This is a genomic window from Streptomyces chattanoogensis, from assembly GCF_001294335.1.
GTDB classification, from domain to species: Bacteria; Actinomycetota; Actinomycetes; order Streptomycetales; family Streptomycetaceae; genus Streptomyces; species Streptomyces chattanoogensis.
This window is the reverse complement of record NZ_LGKG01000001.1, coordinates 577,280-599,540: the sequence shown is the minus strand read 5'-3', so window position 1 is coordinate 599,540 and position 22,261 is coordinate 577,280. Positions and strand designations below refer to the sequence as shown.

Here is a 22,261-nt window from a genome sequence, read left to right as displayed (position 1 = left end):
CGACCCACCCAGGCCGCAAGGCCGTAGCCTGAACGGACAGAGATGAGTACTGCACTCGCCGAGAAGGGGTCGCCCATGACGTCTTCACCACCTCATGACGAGCCGCACCCGGGCGGCGCCCGGAAGGCGTCGCATCCGTTGCACACCATTCAGGACATCCGGGAGGCGCTCCCAGAGGATCAGCGGCGGCACTTCGAGGCCGAGCTGGCGAAGACGGAGATCGACGCCCTGCCTGAGATGCTCCACCGGTGGATCACTTTGGGCTTCGACGGCTTCGAGGAATTCCTGCTGTCGACACCGTTCGAGGGACTGGAATTCGGCGCCCGGTCCTACGATGAGCCGAAGTGGGACCAGGAGCAGGAGCAGAGCAAGTGAACTTCCTGTTCGACACCAACGTCATCGCCGAGCTCACCACCCGCGCCAAGCCCGATGAACGCGTCCTGGCCTGGTTTCGTTCGACGCCACGCCCCAATCGCTACGTCAGCGTCATCACCATCGCGGAGATCGAGGCGGGAGTCGCAGCCGCGCCCGACGCCTATCTGCACGAGCGCTACGCCCAGGCGCTGGCCGACGTACGGCACATCTACCGGAGCCGCAGCGCCGTCATCGACGAACCGGAAGCAATCGCGTACGTCAAGCTGCACAACGAACTCAAGGCGGCCGGGACCAGCATCGACCCGCCGGACGCCCTGATTGCCGCAACAGCATTGGCCAACAACTGGACCGTGGCCACCCGGAACGTCAAACACTTCGAGCACACCGGAGCCGCCGTGGTCAACCCCTGGGAGTACTCCGCGTAACAGCCCGGGAGCCGACAGCCGGGCGGCCGGGCGGCCGGGCTACGCTCCCGCAGCCACCCGCCGCTCCGTAGTGGCGATCGTCGCCGACCCGACCACCCGGGTCCCGTCGTAGAGGACGATCGCCTGGCCGGGGGCCACGCCCCGTACCGGCTCCGTGAAGGTGACGCGGAGCTCGGTGCCGTCGACCAGTTCCGCCGTGACGTCCGTCTCGCCGCCGTGGGCGCGGAGCTGTGCGGTGTACGTGGCCGGGCCGGAGGCCGGGGGGCGGCCGCACCAGCGGGGGCGGATGGCGGTGAGGCCGGTGACGTCGAGGGATGTGGCGGGGCCGACGGTCACGGTGTTGGTGACCGGGGAGATGTCCAGGACGTAGCGGGGCTTGCCGTCGGGGGCCGGATGGCCGATGCGCAGGCCCTTGCGCTGGCCGATGGTGAAGCCGTACGCGCCTTCGTGGGTGCCCAGGACCGTACCGGACTCGTCGACGATGTCGCCCTCGGCGGTGCCCAGGCGCTTGGCGAGGAAGCCCTGGGTGTCGCCGTCGGCGATGAAGCAGATGTCGTGGCTGTCCGGCTTCTTGGCGACGAACAGGCCGCGGCGGGCCGCCTCTTCGCGGATCTCCGGCTTGGTGGTGAGGGTGTCGCCGAGGGGGAACATGGCGTGGGCGAGCTGCTTGTCGTCCAGGACGCCGAGGACGTAGGACTGGTCCTTGGCCATGTCGGAGGCGCGGTGGAGTTCGCGGGTGCCGTCCGGGTTGAGGACGACCGTGGCGTAGTGGCCGGTGCAGACGGCGTCGAAGCCGAGGGCCAGGGCCTTGTCCAGGAGGGCGGCGAACTTGATCTTCTCGTTGCAGCGCAGGCAGGGGTTGGGGGTGCGCCCGGCCTCGTACTCGGCGATGAAGTCGTCGACGACGTCCTCGCGGAAGCGTTCGGCGAGGTCCCAGACGTAGAAGGGGATGCCGATGACGTCGGCGGCGCGGCGGGCGTCGTGGGAGTCCTCGATGGTGCAGCAGCCGCGGGCGCCCGTACGGAACGACTTCGGGTTCTCGGAGAGCGCGAGATGCACGCCGGTCACGTCATGGCCGGCCTCGGCGGCGCGGGCGGCGGCGACGGCGGAGTCGACGCCGCCGGACATGGCGGCGAGTACGCGGAGGCGGCGGGGGGCGTCATCAGTCATAGCCAGTCCAGGGTAAGCGGAACTCTCGGCGGGCCGGAAAGCGTTATGCGGGACGTGGGGAAAGACGGGGAGAAGGACAAGGGCGGGGAGAGCGGGGGCGGCGGGGAGGCAGAGTCCTCCGGGCCTGCGTCTTCCGGGCCTGCGCGGCGGCGGGCCCTGTGGATCGGGGCCGGGGCCGTGGTGGCTGCCGGTGCGGCCGCGCTGGGTGCTTCGGGTGAGCTGTCTCACTGGTGGTGGCGGCTGCCGGGCAACGAGAAGCCGCGGAAGCCGGGGGCCGTCGATCACCGGGGCGCGCAGTGGGTCGCGGCGTCCCCGGAGAACTACCGGCGGGCGGACCGGCCGGCGGATTACGAGATCGACCGGGTGGTGGTGCATGTGGTGCAGGGGAGCTTCGCCACCGCGCTGAGCGTCTTCCAGGACCCGGAGCACGAGGCCGCGGCGCACTACGTCATCCGCAAGGACGGGCATATCGCGCAGACGGTGCGCGAGCTGGATGTGGCATTTCATGCGGGGAACCGCAGTTATAACGAGCGGAGCGTCGGGATCGAGCACGAGGGGTTCGTGGACCGCCCGGAGTCGTTCACGGCTGCCATGTACGCGTCGTCGGCGCGGCTGACGGCCGGGATATGCCATCGCTACGGGTTCCCGGCCGACCGGGAGCACATAGTGGGGCATGTGGAGGTGCCCGGGGCGGATCACACCGACCCGGGGCCGCACTGGGACTGGGACCGCTATGTGGGTCTGGTGGTGCGGGAGCTCTGGAGGCTCCAGGCGCGGGCCGGCCATCCGTCCCCGAAGGGCGGGGCCGGGGAGGGCCGGGCGGCCGCTCCCCGGGGTGCGGGCGGGGGCGGCACTCCCTAGGGCCGTCCGGCCCTGATGCGCCGGACGGGCCCTAGCTCAGGCCGGCGCTGCGGGCCCGTTGCACCACCGGGCCGATGGCGTCGGCGAGGGCCGCCACGTCCTGTGCGGTGGAGGTGTGGCCGAGCGAGAAGCGCAGCGTGCCGCGGGCGAGGGCCGGGGACATGCCGGCCGCCAGGAGGACATGGCTGGGCTGGGCGACGCCGGCGGTGCAGGCGGAGCCGGTCGAGCACTCGATGCCCTGCGCGTCCAGGAGCAGGAGCAGGGAGTCGCCCTCGCAGCCGGGGAAGGAGAAGTGGGCGTTGGCGGGGAGGCGGCCCGCGGGGTCCGGGTCGCCGCCGAGGACGGCGTCGGGGGCGGCGGCGCGTACGGCCTTGATCAGGTCGTCGCGGAGGGCGCCGATGTCGCGGGCGAATTCCGCGCGGTGGGCGACGGCATACCGGCCCGCCGCGGCGAAGGCGGCGACGGCGGGGGTGTCCAGGGTGCCGGAGCGGACATGGCGCTCCTGGCCGCCGCCGTGCAGCACGGGCACGGGGGCGTATTCGCGGCCGAGCAGCAGCGCGCCGATGCCGTACGGACCGCCGATCTTGTGGCCGGAGACGGTCATCGCGGCGAGCCCGGAGGCGCCGAAGTCGACGTCGAGCTGACCGAACGCCTGGACCGCGTCGGCGTGCAGCGGGACGTCGAACTCCCTCGCCACCGCGGACAGTTCATGGACCGGCTGGATGGTGCCGATCTCGTTGTTGGCCCACATGACGGTGGCGAGGGCGACGTCGGAGGGGTTGCGGGCGATGGCCTCGCGCAGGGCGTCGGCGTGCACCCGGCCGTAGGGGTCGACCGGCAGCCACTCGACGGTGGCGCCCTCGTGCTCGGCGAGCCATTCCACCGCGTCCAGGACGGCGTGGTGCTCGACGGGGCTGGCCAGGACGCGGGTACGGGCCGGGTCGGCCGCCCGGCGCGACCAGTACAGGCCCTTGACCGCGAGGTTGTCGGCCTCGGTGCCGCCGGCCGTGAAGACGACTTCGCTCGGGCGCGCGCCGAGCGAGGCCGCGAGGGATTCCCGCGCCTCCTCGACGGTACGCCGGGCCCGGCGACCGGCGGCGTGCAGGGAGGACGCATTGCCGGTGACGGTCAGCTGGGCGGTCATCGCCTGCACCGCCTCCGGGAGCATCGGAGTGGTGGCGGCGTGGTCGAGGTAAACCATGGTGCGCACGATTCTACGAGCAGGTGCGCGGGGGCCTGGGGGCGCATGCCGGGCGCGCGGGAGGGCCACCGGAATCCGGGTCGGCGCCCCTATGGACGCCCCTATGGACACCTCTGTAAGGAGTGTCTAGCCTTATGCTCATGACACAGTGGCTGCTGGATCGTACGTTCCGCACCTCGTCGGGCGATGAAGTGCGGTGGGCCGTCCTCGGGGAGGAGCCGGCGGCGCCGCCGGTGGTCCTGCTGCACGGGACGCCGTTCTCGTCGTATGTGTGGCGCGGGGTCGCGCGGGCCCTCGCGGCGCGGCACCGGGTGTTCGTCTGGGACATGCCGGGTTACGGCGCCTCGGAGAAGCGGGCGGGCCAGGATGTGTCGCTCGCCGCGCAGGGGCGGGTGTTCGGCGAGCTGCTGGCGCACTGGGGGCTGGCGGACGGGCCCGGACCAGCCGTCGTCGCCCATGACTTCGGGGGGTGCGTCGCGCTGCGGGCCCATCTGCTGCACGGTGCGCGGTACGCGCGGCTGGCGCTGGTCGACCCGGTGGCGCTGGGGCCCTGGGGCTCGCCCTCGTACCGGCTGCTGGGTGCGCACTCCGAGGTCTTCGGGCAGCTACCGCCGGAGCTGCACCGGGCGTTGGTCCGGGAGTACCTCTCCTCGGCGAGCCATCCGGGGCTGCACCCGGCCGTCTTCGACCGACTGGTCACGCCCTGGTGCACGGAAGAGGGGCAGCCCGCCTTCTACCGCCAGATCGAGCAGAACGATCAGCGGTTCACGGACGAGGTGCAGGGGCGGTACGGGGAGATCGAGGTGCCGGTGCTGGTGTGCTGGGGCGCGCAGGACACCTGGATTCCCCTCGCCAAGGGCCGTGAGCTGGTCTCCCGGATTCCCGGCGCGCGGCTTCGCGTCGTCGAGGGGGCGGGGCATCTGGTGCAGGAGGACGCACCCGCGGAGCTCACGGCGGCGTTGGCGGGCTTTTTGCGGTCGGACGGGTAGAGCGGGCCGCCAGGGGTGCGGTTACGGGGCGAGGCGGCGGGTGAGGCTGTGGACCGTGGCGGCGGCGTCGCGTACGTCGGGCGCCGCCCCCGCCAGGGCGTCGTCCGAGGCCGCCGTCTCCAGGGACGTGCGCACGCGCTCCAGGCCGGAGCGTGGGGGGCGGCCCGTGCGCGTGAAGTCGGCCAGCAGGGCGGCGAGTTCGGCCTCGATCGCCTCGAAGCCGTTGTCCCGGCCGGCGAGGGGGGCACCTCCCTGCTCGAGCGAAGTCGAGAGCTTGGGGGAGAGCCGCAGCCGGTCCCGGAGGGTGGCGACGGCGGCCGTCAGATCGCGCAGGACCGTTCCGGTGGTCGCCCTGTCCGCCGAGCGCGAGACGCCCGGCCGGCGCGCGGCGGATGCCGGCGGCCCGGCCTTGTCCCGTAGCAGCGCGCGCAGGCCCTCGGCCTCCGGGGCGCCGAACTCCTCGTAGACGGCGAGCGCCTCGCGCCAGTGCGCCTGGGCGCCCTGCTTGCGGCCGAGAGCGGTCTCGGCGTGCCCCAGCACGGCCAGCGCATCGGCCCGCCAGCGCTCGCCGCCCGGCACCAGCAGCCGCTTCGCGGCGTCCTGTGCGGCGGCCGCGGCCTCACTGGGCCGGATCAGCGCGGCCATCGCCTCGGCCGTACGGCAGCGGGTGCGGCCCGCCCACAGGTGCTGGCGGTCCTTCTCGAAGAGGGGCAGCGCTTCGGAGAGCGCATGGAGCGCATCGGTGTGCCGGCCCGCCGACGACAGCGCCTCGGACAGGGCGTACAGGCCGTGGGCGAGGCGCGGGGTGCCGCCGCCGGACCGGCGGTAGATGCCCACGCTGCGCTCGGCGAACAGGACGGCTTCCTCGCTGTTGCCGGTCGCCACCCACACCCGGGCCAGCGCGGCGAGTGCGGCGGCCTCGCCCAACTGGTCGTGGTGGGTGCGGCAGCACTCCCAGGCAGCGGTGAGGTGGCGCTCCGCCGCGTTGTGCTGTCCTTGGTGAAGGGCGATGATCCCGCGGGCGTACGGGGCACGGAAGCGCGCCAGGGGATCCCCGGAACGGCGGGCCAGGTCTTCTGCCGTCCGCGCCTCGGGCTCGGCCCGGTCGAACCTGCCCCGCGCGATGTACGCGTCGGCGAGCGCGACCCGGGCCCGGGTCTCGGACTTGTGGTCGCCCTCCCGGGCCGCCTGTACCGCCACGGCCCGCGCGGCCGGTTCGTACGCGGCGGACAGCGCCCCGGAGTCCGCCGCCACCTGAGCGAGCAGCAGGAGGTAGGAGGCGAGCCGCATACTGCGCCCGGGCCGGACCGCGGTCTGCCGGATCACCGCGAGTGCCTGGGGCAGCTCGTCCGCCCAGGCGGCCAGGGCCCGGTCGGGGTCCGTGGCGGACGGGGAAGCGCGGGCGCGGGCGCTCCACCAGCCGTCCCCCGGATACCGGCTCTCGTGCAGAGCACGGCCGGTGGCCAGGTAGCAGGTCAGCAGCCGGGTCAGCAGCTCGTCGCGCCGGTCCCCGGGCAGCTCGCGGTCGGCGATGCCCCGGGCGAAGGACCTGAGTTCTCCGGTGTAGCGGTAGTGGCCGCAGGCCGTGGTCCGCAGCGCGCCGATCGCCAGCAACTCGGCCAGCCCGTCGCGGGCCTGGTCCGCCGTCGTATCCAGTACGGCGGCCGCGGCAGGGAGCGACAGCTCGGCGCCGTCCGGTACGGCCAGCAGGCAGAAGGCGCGCCGCGCGAGCGGGGTGAGCCGGTCGTCGAGCCACCGGAGCAGCAGATGCTCGGGCAGGGCGCGGTGGGCATCGACGGCCGTCATCCCGGCCAGCTCGATGCTGCCGGTGAGGCCGTCGAGCCGGGGGCGCCGGAGGCCGGTGACCAGCACGGCGCCGGAGCGGGCCCGACGTTCCGGGAGAAGGGCGGCCAGCGCCTCGCCGTCCTCGGGGACATCGTCCACGACGAGGAGGACCCGGCGCCCGGCGAGGAGCGAACGGTACTGCGCGGCGCGGCCCGGCCCGCCGTCGCGCAGGCCGACGAAGTACTGCCCGTCCGGGAAGTGTCCGGCCACCTCGTGCGCGACCCGCAGGGCCAGCGCCGTCTTCCCGGCGCCGGGCGGTCCGTGGACGGCCCAGCACGGCGCCGGACCGTCCGCACCCGTCAGCCCGGCCACCAGCTCGGCGATCTCCTCCGTACGGCCGAAGAAGTGCTCGGGTGCCGGGGGCAGCGCAGTGACCGGCCCGGGGTCCGGCGGCGCGGCCACCGGGCGGCGCGGCTGCGGCAGCGCGCCGTTCCCCGGCTCCGGCGCCGCTCCCCCCATCCGCTCCAGCACCGGACTGGCCAGCACGGCGAACGCCCGCGCCGACGCATCCAGCCGCAGCTCCCCCTCCTCGTCCCCCATCAGGACGGGGAAGTCCGGCAGCCGCCCCATGTACGGCTCCAGGGAACGGCCGACCGCCTCGACGACCTCCACGGCCTGTTCGGCCCCGAGGCCGCTGAACAGCAGCTCACGGACGCCGGGGCGGAAGTCGTAGACGGGCTGGACCTGATGGCCCGGCGGCAGCGGGCCCAGGGCGCGGTCCAGCGCCTGCGCGGCGGCCGCGCCACGGGCCCGGTCGGTGCGTTCCAGGAGGCCGCCGAGCAGGATCTCCGCGACATGGGTGGGCCCGGCGTCGCGCATCGTGGCGACGCGTACCAGCTGCATCAGGGGTGTGGTCAGGGGGCGGATGGCGGAGAGGCGGACGGCGAGGCGGTATGCCTCGGGCGAGAAGGCGCCCCGGAAGTGAGCCAGCAGTTCCTCGGCGGTGCCGTGCGGCCGGGGCGGCGGGGCATGCAGCGGCGCCTCGTCCAGCAGCGCCGTTTCGATCAGGTGGGGGACGCCGGGGCGGGTGAGCAGTCCGGCCCACTGCTCCAGGGCGGAGGCGGTGGGGTTCAGGACGGGCAGCGCGAGGAGACCGTCCGCCTCCGGGTCGCGTTCGCCGCTCAGCGCGTCGCAGACGATGAGCCGTCCGACGGGGTCGAACTCCCCCGGTGCGGCGAGGAGTCGGGGCCGTGCGTCCAGGGCCGTACCGCGCCACAGCCGCCGGGGCAGCGGGTTCAGTACGGCCACCGGGCCGCCGCGGCCCCAGCCGGTCAGGGCCCGTACGGCCTGCGGACTGCGCCAGCCGGGATTCGTACCGTCGGTGAGGAGGAAGGTCAGCGACGCGTGGGCGGTCCCGCGGCCGCGCAGCGGGCAGGCCGGGTCCCGGGGGTCGATCAGATGGACGTCGACGGAGCGGAAGACCGTGCTCCGGGCGAGCAGCGCGCGCAGTTCGGCCGCCAGCGAGCCCCAGACCTGCATGGACGGGGAACAGTCCACCAGCAGCACCGCCGACCAGCGGTGTTCCTGGTCCGGGCGGGAGACGACGTCGAGGAAGCCGGTTTCGGCGGCCAGCCGGACGGTGGCCTCGACGTCGGTGACGGTGCGGTGCGGGTGGTCCCGGGGGCGGCGCAGCGGGCGGAGCGCGCGGCCCAGCTGCTGGGCGTCGGGCAGCGCGCGGCCGCCGGGTACCCGTGCGGGGCGGGCGCGGTCCGCGGCCGGGTCGCCGCCCTGGCTGCCCATGGCGTACAGGGCGCGACGGGGCGGACCGCCGGGAGTCACGGGTGCGGAGGGGCCGGCCGGGTCGGTGGAGTCGGAGGGGCCGGTGGAATCCGTGACGTCCGTGGCATCCGTCGCGCCCGTGGCATCTGCGGCGGTGGCGGGATCCGCACGGTCACCAGGCTCTGCGGCCGCACCGTCCTCCCCGGCCGCGCCCGGGGGCTCACCGGGCCTCCCGACGGTTTCCCCCTCGGCACCCGTAGCCCCGAAGTCCCCCTCGGCCCCCGCCTCATCCACGCTCTCCCCCGGCTCCCCCGTCACCTGAGGCGCCCCGCGCCCCTCCATCACCCGCGCCAGCCACAGCACATCGAGGAGTTCGGTGGCCCCGAGGTCGTAGCCGGCGGCCGACATCGCCTGTCGCAGTGCGTCGATCATGGCGACATGGGCTCGTCGAGGCGGTGCAGTACGGCAGCGAGGAGCTCTTCCTTGCTCAGGTCGGCGCCGCTGATGCGCAGATGGACGGCGGCGAGCAGCTGGTCGGTGGCCAGGGTCTGGGTCTTCGCGCGCTGGTGGAAGACCTCGATCAGGTCCTCGGCCGCGGCGACCGCCTGCTCGCCCAGATTGTGTTCGATGATCTTCCGCAGCCGGTCGCCGGTCGGTTCCGGCAGGTCCAGCCGTACGCAGCGGCGCATGAAGGCGGGCGGGAAGTCGCGTTCGCCGTTGCTGGTCATGATGACGATCGGGAAGTGGGCGCAGCGCACCACCCCGCGGTGTACCGCGACCCGCTCGCGGCTGCCGCTGAGCAGGACCTGCACCTCCTGCTGGTGCTCGGGCAGCCGGGCCAGCTCCGGAATCTCGAACTCGCCCTCCTCCAGGACGACCAGGAGGTCGTTGGGCAGATCGATATCGGCCTTGTCGAGTTCGTCGACGAGCAGCACCCGGGGGCGGTCGGCCGCCAGGGCGCTGCCGAGCGGGCCCAGGCGCAGATACTGGCCGATGTCGCCGGCCGTGGCGGTGCGCCGGGCCCTGGGGCGGCGGCCGGAGCCGCGCGGCGCCTCGCGCTCGCGGCGCAGCGAGGCCTCGCGCAGCCGGCCCACGGCGTCGTAGCGGTAGAGGGCGTCCTGGAGCGTGGAGCGGCTGTTGACCGACCAGCGCAGTACGTCACCCAGGCCCAGCTCCTCGGCCACGGCGCGGGCCAGCGAGCTCTTGCCGGCGCCGGGGCGGCCGGTCACCAGGAGCGGGCGGTGCAGATGCAGGGCGGCGTTGACGACGGAGATCTCGTTGCGCTCGAGGAGGTACGGGGCGCGGGGTGCCGCGGGGCCGGTGGCCGGGGAACCCGGGAAACGCCGCCAGGGCGGCGGGGCGGGCAGGTCCGCCGGGCCGCGGAACACCCACCAGTCCTCGGGCTTCGCCGCCGGGTCGTCGTAGGCGCCCACTGCGCTCTGTCCGGTCACCGCTCGTTCTCCTCGTTCATGGCGTGCGTCCACTCACAGGTGTTCATGGCTGCGTCAACACCCAGGCATCGGGGGCGAGTTGCGGGGGCCGGTGATCCGGCGCGTCGTACAGCAGGGAGAGCCGGCGGCCGTGGTGGCCCGCGCTCTCGGGCTCGGCCATCGCCTTGGCCCGCTCCAGGCGTACCGCTTCGGGGACCTCGGCGTGGTCCGTACCGTCCACCAGGGCCAGCAGGTCCTGGGCGATGCGCTCGCCGTGCTCCGCGCGGTGCCACAGCACGGTGTGGACGCCCGCCTGGACGCACTGGCGCAGCAGCGTGCCGTGGTGGTGCGGCGCGCAGCACACGATCACCGTTCCGGCGTCGCGATGGACCTCCAGCTGGGCGCGGGCCACCTTGCGGTCGGTGTGCCGGTGGTCGAGGACCAGGTGTTTGGCGTGCGGCAGGGCGGCGGTGCGCTGTTTCCAGCCGGCGTAGCTCTCCCGGGAGCGTTCGGTCGTACGGACCACCACCCGGCGGGTGATACCGGGTGCGAACGGCCCGTCCTCGTCGCTGTCCGGCGACTCCCAGGAGTCGACGTCGAGGCCGAGCCAGGCGGACGGCAGGAAGTACTCCACCAGGGCCGTCTCCGGGTCCTCCCGGACCTCGGTGCGCAGCACCCGGCGGATGTCGTCGACCACCTGCTCGCTGCCCGCCTCCGCGTCATGGACCAGCGCCAGGCGGTGCGGCTGGCCGTCGGCGAAGGTCCAGATCTGGTACGTGAAGCGGCGGCCGGTGGCGGTGGGCAGCAGTTCCACCTGGACGCGCGGGGCGACGGGTGCGTGGGCGCGGGATCCGGTGGCCGCAGGGCCCGCCGGGGCCGGCGCCGCGGCGGCCTCGACATCGGCGCGGAACTGGCTGACCGCCGCCTCGTCCACCCCCGACCGGGCGGCCACCCGCTCGGCCCAGGCGTCCAGGTCCTCGGCGGGATAGGGACCGGCCGCGCGCTCCTCGACGGCGATGCGCACCACCCCCTGCAGCAGCGGCGGTACGGGGGCACCGGCGGCGGAACCGAAGCCCTCCAGGGCGTCCATGGCATCGGCGAGGCCGGTGACGGCGGGCAGCTCCGGGGCGTGCGGCAGGACGCGTTCCAGGAGGGTGCGGGGGTCCGTACGGGAGCAGTGGGCCAGCAGGCCGGCGAGGTCGCGGCGCTGACGGGTGGTCAGATATTCGCCGGGGCGGACCGTACGGGCGGCGCGGCGCAGGCGTTCCCAGTCCTCGCGGGCGCCGTACGGCTCGTGGTCCCGTACGAGATCGAGGAGTTCGGGCAGGCCGCGGCGGACGCTCGCCGCCAGGCCGACGAGCCGGTCCAGGTCGGCCGCCGGGCCGGCCGAGGGTCTGCCGAGGCGGGCGGCGAGCCGTTCCTCGCAGGCCAGGACGGCCTCGCGGCCCTTGAGGACCCGCTCCAGCGCGGTGAGCAGCTGCTGCACCCCGCGGCGGGCGGTGGGCACCGCCGAGGGCGGGAGCGCGGGGAGTTCGGCCTCGATGGCGGGGACGCTGATGGCGTACATCGTCGTCGGCCGGTCGCCGGGTGCCGCCGTCTCCGGGGCGCGGTGCACGGCCGCCACCAGGCCGACCACGGCCTGCCGTTCGCGGTCCCACAGCGGTCCGCCGCTGAAGCCCTCGGTGACCTGCGCGCCACCGAGCACATCCAGCGCGATCCAGGGCGGCGCCGAGACCCGGGGCACGGCGCGCACCGTGGGCAGCGGATTGCCACTGGCCCATAAGGCGATGACCTCGCCCGCGTGGTTGTGCTGGAGGAACGGCGCGGGCTCGGCGCCCTCGGGCGGGGCGTCCGTCAGCTCCAGGACGGCGAGGTCGCCGTGGTACGGCAGCCGCCCCGGCTCCACCGGTTCGCGCCCGGCGGCCCCGGCCCGCGGGGGCACCCACATCTCCCGTACGACCCGGGCGGACAGATCTCGGGCAGGTGCGACGTGGGGCAGCCGGAGGGTGACCAGATCGCCGGGTGCGGGGGTGTCCTGGCCGAACCGTCCCCGCCCCAGTGCGCTGTTGACGACATGGGCGCAGGTCAGGACCAGGCGCTCGGCGACCAGCACACCCGCTCCGACGGCCCGTTCGCCGTGCCGCACGGAGGCGAAGGACAGCTGGAGCGGGGTGTCCGGACCCACGCCCGCGATCATGGCGTGGTCCCGCCGGGTTCACCCGCGCCGAGGTTCCACTTGGCCGAGACCTTGAAGCTGGCGTCGCCCTTGCCGGAGAAGACGCCGAGGCGCAGATCGGAGCCGAGCGTGACGCCGAACTCGACGGTGACCTCGTCGGGGCGGTGGCTGCCGCCGGCGATCGAGCGGTGGATCTGGGAGAGGACGCCGCCGAGCGGACGCAGGGCCTCCTCCAGGGCCTCCCCGCCGCGGGTCAGCGCGCGGCTCATCCGGCTGTCCACGCTGACCGGCTGGGCGGAGCCGAAGGCGTCGGGCAGCTCCAATTCGGCGTCCGGGGCGGGGGCTTGGCCGGGAACCGCACCGGAGTGGCCGTCGGCGGGGGGCTCCTCGGCCCGCAGCCATACGACGGTCCCGTCCTCCAGCTTCAGCGGCACGTCCCCCATGACGGCCAGTCTGACATGAGCCGCACCGTCACCGCCCGCGTTTTACGTCACACTTTCCGCAGCCGTACCGGGAGCCACCTGCGAAAAGGGAGCGCTCCCGGGGCGCTTGGGCACCCGTCCCCGTCACCCGTGCAGCACAGTGCGCGCCAACTGCCGTGACTGGGCCACCAGTCGGTCCTCGGAGTCCCACACCTCGGCGTCCTCCTCCAGGAAGCCGCCCGCCAGGTTGCGGGTGGTGATGGCGACCCGGAGCGGGCCGGGGGCCGGGCGGTGGCGGATGTGGGCGGTGAGCTCGACGGTGGGGACCCAGCCGGACAGTCCCATCTCGAAGGCGGTGGGCGGGAGGGCGTCGACCGCCAGGAGGAGCGAGAGGGGGTCGGGGTCGCGGCCGTCGGCCAGGCCGAACCAGGCCCGCATCTCGCCCTTGCCGGACGGTGCGCCCACGGCCCAGCCGGCGGTCGCCGGGTCGAGACGGAGGGCGAGGCGTTCGGTGATGGCCGTACTGCCGGAGATGGCCGGGCGGCCGCCGGGCGCGCTGTCGGCGCCGGGGCAGATTTCGTAGGGCGGAATGGCCGGCGGCTTGGCGGTCGTCCGGACATCGTCGGGGAGGGCACTCAGATCGCCGTACGAGGCGAGCACGCGCAGCCGCTCGACCTCGGTGCCGTCCTCGCGGAACTGGACGAGGCTGGCGGTGCCGGTGGACATCGAGCGCCCGGCGCGGACCACCTCGGTGCGGATGACCGCGGGGCCCGGGACGGAGGCGGTCAGATAGTGGGCGGTGACCGAGAAGGGGTCGGGGTGCGGGAGGGCGTCTCCCAGCGCGCGGCCCATGAGGGCGAGCAGATAGCCGCCGTTGACCGCCTGGATGATCGTCCAGCCGGCGGAGAGGTGTGCGTCATAGACGCCGGGGGCGCGGCGCGTGACCGCCGTGTCCCGGTCGAACTCACTGCTGCCGATGGTCACCGTTGCCATGGCGGCACGGTACACGGATAAATTACCGACCGGTAGTGTCAATTTTCGCAGCCCTCGGCGGCCTCGCGGTGACCTCGGGCGGAGGCAGGCATTCCGGGCCTGCGATGATGCCGCCATGCTGCATGCGCTCTACCTGGTCGGCATCGCCGCCTTCGCCGCGAGCGGGGTGCTGGCCGCCTACCGGGCCAACATGGACCCGTTCGGCGGCCTGGTGCTCGCCTTCGCCGCGGCGGTCTCCGGCGGCACGCTGCGGGACACCATCCTCAACCGGGATCCGGTGTGGACACACGACTGGGTGCTGCTCACGCTGATCATCTGCGTCGGCGTCGGCACCATCATCTATCTGCGGTTCTGGCAGCTGCCGCATAAGTCGCTGCTGGTCGTGGACGCGGTCGGGCTGTCCGTGGTCACGGTGATCGGGGCCCGCGCGGGGATCGAGGCGGGCGTCACGCCGCTGGCCGTGATCATCCTCGCCGTACTGACCGGGGTCACCGGAGAGGTCATCCGCGACGTGCTGTGCGGGGAGTTCCCGCCGCTGCTGCTGCGCGAGGACGTGTACGCCATCGCGGCCCTGGCGGGCGCCTGCTGCTATCTGGCGCTGCACCACCTCGGGGTGGGAGCCACCCCCGCCGCGGCGGTCTCGGCGGGGGTGGTGTTCGCGCTGCGGATGGGCGCGGTCTACCTCGGGGTGCATCTGCCGCGGCCGCAGCAGCTCGGCAAGCGCGGCGGGGACACCGGCTAGCCGGGTCCTTCCCCCTACTTCCTACTTCACTTCTACTTCCCGGGCAGGGCCGGCCTGGTGTCCGTGTACAGCCAGGTCTGGAACAGGTCGTCCAGCTGCTGCCCCGAGATCTTCTCGGCGAGCGCGATGAACTGGGAGGTCTCCGCGTTGCCGTAGCGGTGCGCGGCGGTCCAGGCCGGGAGCAGCTTGAAGAACGCCTTGTCGCCGATGCGTTCGCGCAGCGCCTGCAGGGTCATCGCGCCCCGCTTGTAGACCGCGCGGGAGAACATGGTGTCCCGCTGCGGGTCACCGACCTTGATCTTCCAGAAGGCGTCGTCCGCCGGAATGGCCGCGTACTGCTTGCGGAAGGCATCGTGGGCGCTCCGGGTGCCCTTGTGCTCGTCCCACAGCCACTGCGCGTAGCTGGCGAAGCCCTCGTTGAGCCAGATGTTCTGCCAGTTCTTGACGGAGACCGAGTCGCCGAACCACTGGTGGGCCAGCTCGTGGACGATGGTGGTCTCGTCGCGTACGGCCGAGTAGACCGGCTTGGACTGCACCTCGAGCGAGAAGCCCGCCTGCGGCATGTCGTCGACGATCGCGCCGGTCTCCTCGAAGGGGTACTTGCCGAAGACCTTGGACCAGTAGTCGGTGGCCTCGGCGGTGATGCCGTAGACGTCGACGTTGCCGGTGGGCAGGGTGGGGTCGGTGGCGACGTAGATGGGCGTGCCGCCGGGGGTGGTGCCCGTACGGACGTCGAACTTCCCGATGGTGGCGGTGGCCAGGTAGGTCGCCATCGGCTTGGTCTCGCGCCAGTGGGAGTACGAGCGGCCGCCCTTCTCGTGGGAGCTGACCAGCCGGCCGTTGGAGATGCCGGTCAGGCCCTTGGGGGCGTCGATGCGGATGTCGTAGGTGGCCTTGTCGCCGGGGTGGTCGCTGGAGGGGAACCACGTCGAGGCGGCGTTGGGCTCGCAGGCGACGAAGACGCCGTCCTTGGTCTTCATCCAGCCGTAGGGGGAACCGAAGATGATGGGACCGCCGAGCGCCTCGGGTATGCCGGCGTAGGCGACGGAGACGCTGAACCGCTGCCCCTTGCGCAGGTGGGCGGCGGGGGTGACGGTGAGCTCGTCGCCGGACCTGGTGAACGCCGCCTTCTCGCCGTTCACCTTGACCGACTCCACCCGGAGCTTCTGCAGGTCCAGGTCGAAGGCGCTCAGGTTCTTGGTGGCCTTGGCCTTGATGGTCGTACGGCCTTCCAGGAGGCCGCTGTCGGGGTCGTAGCTGACACCGAGGTCGTAATGCAGGGCGTCGAAGCCGCCGTTGCCCAGCTCGGGGAAGTACGGGTCGCCGACTCCGGGGGCGCCGGGCGAGGCGGGAGGCGCGGACGCCGTGGCGGGGCCGGCGGCGAGGGTGGCGGCGGAGGCCACCGCCGTGGCGAGGGCGAGCCAGCGGGAGGTGCGACGGGCGGAGCGAGAGAGTGCCATGAGCCGTCCCTTCGGGACCATCGAACACACGAATGATGAACAATCGTGCTGACTCTGCACTCTCCCGCCCCTGTTTGCCCAGGACTTTACCAATTCCTCAGGCGTAACAGCTCAGTTGGTGCTGTCCTTCTGCTCCGCCGGCGCGTTCTCCGGGTGGTGGCAGGCCACTTGGTGGCCGGTGCGCAGCGCGACCAGCGGCGGCTCGGTGGTGGCGCACTCCTCGGTCGCCTTCCAGCAGCGGGTACGGAACCGGCAGCCGGAGGGCGGGTTGATCGGCGAGGGCACATCGCCCGTGAGCAGGATCCGGTCGCGCTGGGTACGCCGCTTGGGATCGGGCACCGGCACCGCGGACAGCAGCGCCTTGGTGTACGGATGCATCGGCGAGTCGTAGAGCGCCTTGCGGTCCGCCAGCTCGACGATCTTCCCGAGGTACATGACCGCGATCCGGTCCGAGACATGCCGGATGACGGACAGATCGTGCGCGATGATCACATACGTCAGGCCCAGCTCCTCCTGGAGGTCGTCCATGAGGTTGACGACCTGGGCCTGGATGGAGACGTCGAGGGCCGAGACCGGCTCGTCGGCGACGACCAGCTTGGGCTTGAGCGCCAGCGCGCGGGCGATGCCGATGCGCTGGCGCTGGCCGCCGGAGAATTCGTGCGGGTAGCGGTTGTAGTGCTCCGGGCTCAGGCCCACCAGCTCCAGCAGCCGCTGCACCTCCTTCTTCACACCGCCCTCGGGCTCGACGCCCTGGAGGCGGAAGGGGGTGGAGACGATCGCGCCGATGGTGTGCCGCGGGTTCAGCGAACCGTACGGGTCCTGGAAGATCATCTGGACGTCGCGGCGCATCGGACGCAGCCTGCCCGGGGACAGATGCGTGATGTCCTGGCCCTGGAACTCGATGGAGCCGCCGGTCGGCTCGTCGAGCCGGGTGATCAGCCGGCCCATCGTCGACTTGCCGCAGCCGGACTCGCCGACAACGCCGAGCGTTTCCCCGGGCCGTACGTCGAAGTCGATGCCGTCGACCGCCTGGACGGCCCCCACCTGGCGCTTGAGCAGGCCCTTGGTGATCGGGAAGTGGCGGACCAGACCGCGGACCTTGAGCAGCGGCTCGGCGTCCGCGGACCCGCCCTCGGGGGTCTCGCCCGTCTTCTGGAGCGGGATCGTGGTGTTCTGCTCGTCAGTCGTCTCGGTCACAGCTTCGGCGCAATCTCTTCGGTCCAGATACGCTCCCGCTCCTCCTGCGCCATGTGGCAGGCGGAGAAGTGCCCGCCGTCGACCTGGCGCAGTTCGGGGCGCACCGTGCGGGTGAGGTTGTCCTTGGGGACGTCCGCGTACGGGCAACGGGGGTTGAAGGCACAGCCGGACGGCACGTTGATCAGGCTGGGCGGCGAGCCCTTGACGGGGATCAGCCGGTCGGTCTGGTCGCGGTCGATGCGCGGCATGGAACCGAGCAGACCCCAGGTGTACGGGTGCTGGGGCGCGGCGAAGACCCGCTCGGCGGGGCCTCGCTCCACACACCGGCCGCCGTACATCACCAGCAGGTCGTCGGCCAGTTCGGCCACCACGCCCAGGTCGTGGGTGATGATGATGACCGCCGAGCCGAACTCCTTCTGCAGATCGCGGATCAGGTCCAGGATCTGCGCCTGGACGGTGACGTCCAGGGCGGTGGTCGGCTCGTCCGCGATCAGCAGCTCGGGGTTGTTGACCAGCGCCATGGCGATCATGGCGCGCTGGCGCATACCGCCGGAGAACTGGTGCGGATGGTCGTCCACCCGCTTGTCGGGCTGCGGAATGCCGACGCGGTCGAGCATCTCGATCGCCCGCTTGCGCGCGGTCTTCTTGTCGACGTCGTGGTGGACGCGGTAGGCCTCCACGATCTGGCTGCCGACCGTGTAGAAGGGGTGCAGCGCGGACAGCGGATCCTGGAAGATCATCGCCATCTGGCGGCCGCGCAGCCGGCGCACCTCGTCCGGGTCGGCGCCGACCAGCTCCTTGCCGTCCAGCCAGATCTCGCCGGACATCGTCACCTTGCTGCGCTGCCGGCGCGAGGCGCGGTGCAGCCCCATGACGGCGAGCGAGGTGACGGACTTGCCGGAGCCGGACTCGCCGACGATGCCGAGCGTCTTGCCCTTCTCCAGGCTGAAGGTCAGCCCGTCGACGGATTTCACCAGGCCGTCGTCGGTGGGGAAGTGCACCTTGAGGTCGCGCACTTCGAGGAAGGCGGCGGGCTTGCCGGGCCCGGCGGGGGCGGGCGCCGCCCCGGTCTCCGCCACGGGCCCGGCCTCGGCCGCTGCCCCGGCGGTGTCGGCGGCCTCCGCCGCCCCGTTCTTGTCCTCGGAGGAGTCGGTCACGAGAGCCTCACCCGCGGGTCGACGGCGGCGTACAGAACGTCCACCACAAGGTTGCAAATGACGATGAAGAACGCGGCGAGCAGGGTGACGCCGAGAATGTTCGGGAGGTCGTTGGCGTTGATCGCCTCCACCGCGAAGGCGCCGACTCCCTTGAGCGAGAAGACCTGTTCGGTGATCAGCGCGCCGCCGAGCAGCAGACCCAGGTCCATGCCGAAGACGGTGATGATCGGGGTGAGCGCGGCCCGCAGACCGTGCCGCAGCACGACCTTGCGTTCGTGCAGGCCCTTGGCGCGGGCCGTGCGGATGTAGTCCTCGTTCAGCGTCTCGAGCATGCCCGCTCTGGTGAGACGGGCGTAGAGCGCGGAGTAGAGGAAGGCCAGCGTCACCCAGGGGAGCACGAGGGTGCGCGCCCAGAGCAGGGGATCCTCCATCAGCGGTACGTAATCGCTGCGTTCGAAGATCGGCCACTGGTAGGTGAACAGGGCCAGCGCCAGGGCGCCGGTGAAGAACATGGGGAGCGAGACGCCGGCCAGGGCGACGCCCATGGCCATCCGGTCGAAGAGCGAGCCGGGACGCAGCGCGGAGAGCACACCGGTGGCGACACCGGAGACGACCCACAGCACCGCCGCACCGGCGGCCAGCGACAGCGTCACCGGAAGCCGGGACTGGATTTCGGGCCAGACCTCGATATGCGTCTTGAAGGAATAACCGAAGCACGGCACATGACACTTGGCCGCGTCCGGTCCGAATTTGTAGTCGACGCCGACGAAAATGCCCTTGAGGAACTCCCAGTACTGCTCGTACACGGGCTTGTCCAGGCCGAGATTCTTCTTCACCGCGGCGATGTCCGCGGCCGTGGGGGCCTTTCCGATGTACTGCTGGGCAAGCTGGTCGGTGGTCTGCCCGGCCATTTTCGGCAGCAGAAAGAAAATGCCGAAGGTGACCGCGCTGACGATCAGCAGCAGGATCACTGCGCTGATCAACCTGCGGATGATGTACGAGAACACGGGGATGCGGCGCCGGTACCGCGGGCCGGCCGGAACCGGCCCGCGGACACCAATGCCTTCACCTGCCTTCCAGGGCTGCTACTTCTTGACGCCGATGTTGAGGTAGTCGTACTCGCCGCTGAAGGCCGAGGTGGACACCAGGTTGGTGGCCTTCGGCGAGCGGTACATCAGGACCTTGAAGTAGGTGAGCGGGACCAGCGCCGCCTGCTCCATCGCCTTCTTGTCGATCTCGGCGTACGCCTTCTCGCGGGCGGCCTTGTCGGTGTTGGCGATGGCGGTGTCGAGCAGCTTGTTGATCTCCGGGTCGTCCAGCTCGGAGAGGTTGGTGTTGCCGGACTGGCTGATCGCCTTGCCGTTCAGGATCTGCTGCAGATAGCCGTAGCCGGTCGGGAAGTCCGAGCCCCACTGCATCATGATCAGGCCGACGTTGTTCTTCTTGTTGAACTTCGGGACACCCGCGTAGTCCGAGAAGTACTTGCTGGTCGGATAGGACTGGATCTTGGCGTTGACGCCGATCTTCTTCAGCGAGTCGATGACCGTGGTCGCCGCGTCCACCTCGTCCTGACGGTCGTTGCGCGCCAGGATGGTGGTGTTGGTCTTGCCCGCACCGCACTTGTCCCAGTGCTTCTTCGCCTCGGTCAGGTCCAGATTGTCGCCCTTGTACTTCTGCGGGTACAGGTCGTACTTCTGGTAGCCGTCGATGTCGGTGGGCAGCGTCGTGGAGGCGATGGCACCGCGGATCGGGCCGCCCAGGGAGGTCTGTACGGCCTTCTTGTCGATGGCGTACTCGACGGCCTTGCGGCACTCGATGTTGTCGAACGGCTTCACCTTGGTGTTGATCGCCGTGTAGACGAGGCGCTGGCCGAGCGCGTTGTCGGTGTTGCCCTTCTCCTTGGAGTCCATCAGGAGCTTGGCCTGCGTCTGGCCGTCGACACCGCGGCCGGCCATGTCGACGTGGGTGTTGCCGGCCTGGAGGTCCTTGTCGATGGTCGACTGGGCGACCTTCAGCTTCAGGACGATCTTCTCCGGCAGCTGCTTGCGCAGCGGGTCGGTCTTGGCGGACCAGTTCGGGTTGCGTACGAGGGTGAGCTGCTTGCCCTCCTCGTAGCTCTGGAACTTGTAGGAGCCGGAGGAGACCACGGCCTTGGTGTAGTCCGCGCCCTTGTCCTTGGCCTGCGGGACGGGAGCCGTCTGCGGGGCGCTGACCAGGTAGTCGAACTCGGCGAACGGCTTCTTCAGGTGGAAGACGACCGTCTGCTCGTCCGGCGTCTCGATGGACTTCAGGCCGTCCTTGGACTTGTCCTTGTACGGGCCCTTGTAGCCGCCGTCGTTGTCCTTGAGGAACTGCTGGAAGTAGTTCGGGCCCAGCGACAGCGTGTCGCGGGCGAAGTTGCTGCGCTCGACCGCGTACTTGACGTCCTGCGAGGTGATCTTGGAGCCGTCGTCGTACTTCAGGCCCTTGCGGATCTTGTACGTCCAGGTCTTGCCGCCGTCGGAGGGCTTGCCCATCGACTCGGCGAGGTCCGGGACCAGCTCGTTGCCCTTCTTGCCGGGGCCCGGCTTGAAGGTGGTCAGCGGGCGGGCGTAGAGCCGGCTGAAGTTGTAGACGAAGGCGTAGTAGGTGTTGCCGGGGTCGAACGACTCGGGAGCATCGCTGATCGCGTAGTTGAGCGTGCCGCCCTTCTCGTCCGAGGCGTTGACGACGCCCGTGGTGGCGGCGTTGGCCTTGCCGTCGCCTTCGGCGTCCTTGCCCCCGCTGCACCCGGACAGCAGCAGGCCCGCGCTGGTGATGGCCGCTATCGCGGCGACCGGATATGACCTTCGCATGGTGGTGGGGATCCCCTTCGTTCGTCGGAAAAGTCACTCGCTACGTCATCGAGGCTTTGAGGGTTTGAGGCTTTGAGGCTGTTGCGGCTGCTCGGCGCGGATGCCGGCGGAAATCAGCGGCTGCGCGGGTCCAGCGCGTCCCTCAGACCGTCACCGAGCAGGTTGAACGCGAGCACGGTGACGAAGATCGCGAGGCCGGGGACGATCATGTACTGAGGGTCGACCTCGTAGTACTTGACCGCCTGGTTGAGCATGCCGCCCCAGGACGCCTGGGGCGGCTGGATGCCCACGCCCAGGAAGCTCAGCGCCGCCTCGAAGAGGATGTTGGAGGGGATCAGCAGCGTCGAGTAGACGATGATCGGCCCCACCAGGTTGGGCAGCAGTTCACGGAAGAGGATGAACGGGCCGCGGGCGCCCATGCCGCGGGCGGCGTCCACGAATTCGCGCTCCCTCAGCGACAGCGTCTGGGCACGCACGATGCGTCCCATGTACGGCCAGTTGAAGAAGCCGATCACGAAGATCAGCACGGAGATGTGCAGCGGCAGGCCTTCCATGCCGAATGCGCCGCCCTGCAGCGATGCGGAGATCGCAATGGCGAACAGCAGCAGCGGGAAGGCGAGGAAGACATCCATCATGCGGCTGATGAACGCGTCCACCCGGCCGCGGTAGAAGCCGGCGACCACACCGAGCACGGTGCCGATGGCGACGGACAGCAGCGTCGCGCCGAAGGCCACGATCAGCGAGACCCAGGAGCCCTCGATGATGCGGGCGAGCAGGTCCCGGCCGAACTTGGGGTCCACGCCCAGCGGGTGATCGGCGCTCATCCCGCCGAAGTCGCCCTTGGGCAGCGTGGTGTTGGGGTCGATGAGGTGTCGGTTGAGGCTGTCCGGGTCCAGGCCGAGCAGGGCCTGGAGGGGGCGGGAGAGCGCCGCGAGGACGACGAGCAGGATGACAACGATGGCGCCCGCCACCGCGACCTTGTCGCGCCGGAAACGCAACAGCGCGATCTGGCCGAGCGAGCGCCCTTCGATGCGCTTGCCCTCCACGCCTTTCAGCACCGCTTCCGGCTGCGCCTCAGCAGCCGCCCCGGTGGTCTCGATCGGTGCGGTCACGGTGCCTTTGACCCCTCTCGGCCGATGGTGATCGGCCCATGCCCGCCGCGGTAGCGGCTTGGTTCACATCACTGGTGCAACGGCCGCAGCGGACGCGGCCGGGCAAGTCGAGCGGGCAGCACGGGAATTCCCCCACAGGAATAGCCGGGGATT

18 protein-coding genes are annotated in these 22,261 nt (G+C 71.6%); 5 read left to right on the top strand and 13 right to left on the bottom strand.

What is annotated here, in order from left to right; genetic code table 11:
• Positions 1–75 precede the first annotated feature (75 nt).
• Together ADL29_RS02630 and ADL29_RS02625 are read left to right on the top strand one after the other, a co-directional pair.
• Entirely contained in the window at positions 76–375 is a 300-nt protein-coding gene (locus ADL29_RS02630; protein WP_245689101.1) for a hypothetical protein, read from the top strand.
• Positions 372–800 (top strand): type II toxin-antitoxin system VapC family toxin, encoded by a 429-nt coding sequence (locus ADL29_RS02625; RefSeq protein ID WP_053922114.1) that lies wholly within the window; start codon positions 372–374, stop codon positions 798–800. The genes ADL29_RS02630 and ADL29_RS02625 overlap by 4 nt, the downstream gene beginning before the upstream one ends.
• 39 nt (positions 801–839) lie before the next feature.
• Here the strand turns inward: ADL29_RS02625 and mnmA are convergent, their stop codons facing one another.
• A complete protein-coding gene (gene mnmA, locus ADL29_RS02620; RefSeq protein WP_053922113.1) occupies positions 840–1,970 on the bottom strand; it encodes a tRNA 2-thiouridine(34) synthase MnmA in 1,131 nt (376 codons plus the stop codon).
• A 45-nt stretch (positions 1,971–2,015) separates the two neighbouring features.
• Between mnmA and ADL29_RS02615 the strand changes: the two genes are divergently transcribed.
• Positions 2,016–2,831, top strand: a complete 816-nt coding sequence (locus ADL29_RS02615) for an N-acetylmuramoyl-L-alanine amidase (protein WP_078970699.1) — start codon at positions 2,016–2,018, stop codon at positions 2,829–2,831.
• A gap of 31 nt (positions 2,832–2,862) precedes the next feature.
• Here the strand turns inward: ADL29_RS02615 and ADL29_RS02610 are convergent, their stop codons facing one another.
• Positions 2,863–4,032 carry a cysteine desulfurase family protein gene (locus ADL29_RS02610; RefSeq protein ID WP_053922112.1) on the bottom strand — a complete coding sequence of 390 codons (1,170 nt, stop codon included), beginning with the start codon at positions 4,030–4,032 and terminating at the stop codon, positions 2,863–2,865.
• A gap of 140 nt (positions 4,033–4,172) precedes the next feature.
• Here ADL29_RS02610 and ADL29_RS02605 point away from each other — a divergent pair, with 140 nt between their 5' ends.
• Positions 4,173–5,021: an alpha/beta fold hydrolase gene (locus tag ADL29_RS02605; protein ID WP_053922247.1), complete on the top strand. Its 849-nt coding sequence runs from the start codon at positions 4,173–4,175 to the stop codon at positions 5,019–5,021.
• Between the two features lie 21 nt (positions 5,022–5,042).
• On the opposite strand, the gene ADL29_RS02600 is transcribed toward ADL29_RS02605, so the two are convergent.
• The 5 genes from ADL29_RS02600 to ADL29_RS02580 form a co-directional block, all read right to left on the bottom strand.
• Positions 5,043–9,017: an SAV_2336 N-terminal domain-related protein gene (locus ADL29_RS02600; RefSeq protein ID WP_053922111.1), complete on the bottom strand. Its 3,975-nt coding sequence runs from the start codon at positions 9,015–9,017 to the stop codon at positions 5,043–5,045.
• Positions 9,014–10,036 carry an AAA family ATPase gene (locus ADL29_RS02595; RefSeq protein WP_078970666.1) on the bottom strand — a complete coding sequence of 341 codons (1,023 nt, stop codon included), beginning with the start codon at positions 10,034–10,036 and terminating at the stop codon, positions 9,014–9,016. Before ADL29_RS02595 ends, ADL29_RS02600 begins: the two co-directional genes overlap by 4 nt.
• A gap of 43 nt (positions 10,037–10,079) precedes the next feature.
• On the bottom strand, positions 10,080–12,200 hold the full coding sequence (locus ADL29_RS02590) for a VMAP-C domain-containing protein (protein WP_245689100.1): 2,121 nt from the start codon (positions 12,198–12,200) through the stop codon (positions 10,080–10,082).
• 8 nt (positions 12,201–12,208) lie between these two features.
• The gene (locus tag ADL29_RS02585; protein WP_053922108.1) at positions 12,209–12,634 is read right to left on the bottom strand and encodes a CU044_2847 family protein; all 426 of its coding nucleotides are present in this window, start codon (positions 12,632–12,634) and stop codon (positions 12,209–12,211) included.
• Between the two features lie 123 nt (positions 12,635–12,757).
• Positions 12,758–13,606 carry a thioesterase family protein gene (locus tag ADL29_RS02580; RefSeq protein WP_053922246.1) on the bottom strand — a complete coding sequence of 283 codons (849 nt, stop codon included), beginning with the start codon at positions 13,604–13,606 and terminating at the stop codon, positions 12,758–12,760.
• Between the two features lie 115 nt (positions 13,607–13,721).
• On the opposite strand from ADL29_RS02580, the gene ADL29_RS02575 reads away from it, so the two are divergent.
• Positions 13,722–14,348, top strand: coding sequence for a trimeric intracellular cation channel family protein (locus tag ADL29_RS02575; protein ID WP_053922107.1), 627 nt, complete (start codon positions 13,722–13,724; stop codon positions 14,346–14,348).
• Between the two features lie 32 nt (positions 14,349–14,380).
• Here the strand turns inward: ADL29_RS02575 and ADL29_RS02570 are convergent, their stop codons facing one another.
• The 6 genes from ADL29_RS02570 to ADL29_RS02545 form a co-directional block, all read right to left on the bottom strand.
• Complete coding sequence (locus ADL29_RS02570; RefSeq protein WP_053922106.1) at positions 14,381–15,808, bottom strand: M1 family metallopeptidase; 1,428 nt, start codon at positions 15,806–15,808, stop codon at positions 14,381–14,383.
• 111 nt (positions 15,809–15,919) lie between these two features.
• Positions 15,920–16,972: an ABC transporter ATP-binding protein gene (locus tag ADL29_RS02565; RefSeq protein ID WP_053922245.1), complete on the bottom strand. Its 1,053-nt coding sequence runs from the start codon at positions 16,970–16,972 to the stop codon at positions 15,920–15,922.
• A gap of 29 nt (positions 16,973–17,001) precedes the next feature.
• A complete protein-coding gene (locus tag ADL29_RS02560) occupies positions 17,002–18,084 on the bottom strand; it encodes an ABC transporter ATP-binding protein (RefSeq protein ID WP_053922244.1) in 1,083 nt (360 codons plus the stop codon).
• 74 nt (positions 18,085–18,158) lie between these two features.
• Positions 18,159–19,169, bottom strand: coding sequence for an ABC transporter permease (locus ADL29_RS02555; protein WP_053922105.1), 1,011 nt, complete (start codon positions 19,167–19,169; stop codon positions 18,159–18,161).
• A gap of 78 nt (positions 19,170–19,247) precedes the next feature.
• The gene (locus ADL29_RS02550; RefSeq protein ID WP_046925893.1) at positions 19,248–20,996 is read right to left on the bottom strand and encodes an ABC transporter substrate-binding protein; all 1,749 of its coding nucleotides are present in this window, start codon (positions 20,994–20,996) and stop codon (positions 19,248–19,250) included.
• A gap of 113 nt (positions 20,997–21,109) precedes the next feature.
• Positions 21,110–22,108, bottom strand: a complete 999-nt coding sequence (locus ADL29_RS02545; RefSeq protein ID WP_046925894.1) for an ABC transporter permease — start codon at positions 22,106–22,108, stop codon at positions 21,110–21,112.
• Positions 22,109–22,261: the final 153 nt, after the last annotated feature.

What these genes read in the sequence shown, in the direction of transcription:
- ADL29_RS02630 (WP_245689101.1), top strand. Translation starts at nt 76, where the DNA reads ATGACGTCTTCACCACCTCATGACGAGCCGCACCCGGGCGGCGCCCGG.
- mnmA (WP_053922113.1), bottom strand. Translation starts at nt 1,970, where the DNA reads ATGACTGATGACGCCCCCCGCCGCCTCCGCGTACTCGCCGCCATGTCC.
- ADL29_RS02615 (WP_078970699.1), top strand. Translation starts at nt 2,016, where the DNA reads ATGCGGGACGTGGGGAAAGACGGGGAGAAGGACAAGGGCGGGGAGAGC.
- ADL29_RS02610 (WP_053922112.1), bottom strand. Translation starts at nt 4,032, where the DNA reads ATGGTTTACCTCGACCACGCCGCCACCACTCCGATGCTCCCGGAGGCG.
- ADL29_RS02605 (WP_053922247.1), top strand. Translation starts at nt 4,173, where the DNA reads ATGACACAGTGGCTGCTGGATCGTACGTTCCGCACCTCGTCGGGCGAT.
- ADL29_RS02600 (WP_053922111.1), bottom strand. Translation starts at nt 9,017, where the DNA reads ATGATCGACGCACTGCGACAGGCGATGTCGGCCGCCGGCTACGACCTC.
- ADL29_RS02585 (WP_053922108.1), bottom strand. Translation starts at nt 12,634, where the DNA reads ATGGGGGACGTGCCGCTGAAGCTGGAGGACGGGACCGTCGTATGGCTG.
- ADL29_RS02580 (WP_053922246.1), bottom strand. Translation starts at nt 13,606, where the DNA reads ATGGCAACGGTGACCATCGGCAGCAGTGAGTTCGACCGGGACACGGCG.
- ADL29_RS02575 (WP_053922107.1), top strand. Translation starts at nt 13,722, where the DNA reads ATGCTGCATGCGCTCTACCTGGTCGGCATCGCCGCCTTCGCCGCGAGC.
- ADL29_RS02570 (WP_053922106.1), bottom strand. Translation starts at nt 15,808, where the DNA reads ATGGCACTCTCTCGCTCCGCCCGTCGCACCTCCCGCTGGCTCGCCCTC.
- ADL29_RS02550 (WP_046925893.1), bottom strand. Translation starts at nt 20,996, where the DNA reads ATGCGAAGGTCATATCCGGTCGCCGCGATAGCGGCCATCACCAGCGCG.